Raw genomic sequence first — 709 nt, 5'->3', positions numbered from 1 at the left:
AAAAAGCTCATTTTGTTTTGCTGGCATCATCATTAAATGATGTCAAAAATTGTTTTGCGTCAATCAAGCCGAAGCTTGTTGATGCTGTATGTCTTAACGTTTTGCATGTTCAGTTTTCAATGTTCATGGTGGAGCCTAGCGGGATCGAACCGCTGACCTCCTGCGTGCAAGGCAGGCGCTCTCCCAGCTGAGCTAAGGCCCCGAAATAATAATAACTGGTCGGGAAGACAGGATTCGAACCTGCGACCCCTTGGTCCCAAACCAAGTGCTCTACCAAGCTGAGCTACTTCCCGTTATATGGCGCGCCCGGCAGGAGTCGAACCCACAACCTTCTGATCCGTAGTCAGACGCTCTATCCAATTGAGCTACGGGCGCTAATTATTCATAAAAGTGGTGCCGAGGACCGGAATCGAACCGGTACGGTAGTCACCTACCGCAGGATTTTAAGTCCTGTGCGTCTGCCAGTTCCGCCACCCCGGCACTTCAATGAATCTTTGGAGCGGAAGACGAGGTTCGAACTCGCGACCCCCACCTTGGCAAGGTGGTGTTCTACCACTGAACTACTTCCGCTCGGTTATTAAGTTAAATGGTGCGGGTGAAGGGAGTCGAACCCCCACGCCTTGCGGCGCTAGATCCTAAGTCTAGTGCGTCTGCCAGTTCCGCCACACCCGCATATTTATTTCACAAAAGTGAATGAGCCATGAAGGAC

At 51.2% G+C, this 709-nt stretch carries 6 tRNA genes; all 6 read right to left on the bottom strand.

Annotated elements, in window-relative coordinates:
- Positions 1-126: 126 nt before the first annotated feature.
- The 6 genes from M3627_RS20425 to M3627_RS20400 all read right to left on the bottom strand — a co-directional run bounded on the left by M3627_RS20425 (position 127) and on the right by M3627_RS20400 (position 672).
- Positions 127-202 (bottom strand) — tRNA-Ala (locus M3627_RS20425).
- A gap of 14 nt (positions 203-216) precedes the next feature.
- A tRNA-Pro gene (locus tag M3627_RS20420) sits at positions 217-293 on the bottom strand.
- A gap of 5 nt (positions 294-298) precedes the next feature.
- Positions 299-375, bottom strand: a tRNA-Arg gene (locus M3627_RS20415).
- Between the two features lie 16 nt (positions 376-391).
- Positions 392-480: transfer RNA gene (locus M3627_RS20410), tRNA-Leu, on the bottom strand.
- Between the two features lie 15 nt (positions 481-495).
- A tRNA-Gly gene (locus tag M3627_RS20405) sits at positions 496-570 on the bottom strand.
- A 17-nt stretch (positions 571-587) separates the two neighbouring features.
- Positions 588-672 (bottom strand) — tRNA-Leu (locus M3627_RS20400).
- Positions 673-709 lie beyond the last annotated feature (37 nt).

This window comes from Psychrobacillus sp. MER TA 171 (genome assembly GCF_023713305.1).
Lineage (GTDB): Bacteria > Bacillota > Bacilli > Bacillales_A > Planococcaceae > Psychrobacillus.
Note: the sequence above shows the minus strand (reverse complement) of the source record. Positions and strands in the feature narration are given on the sequence as shown.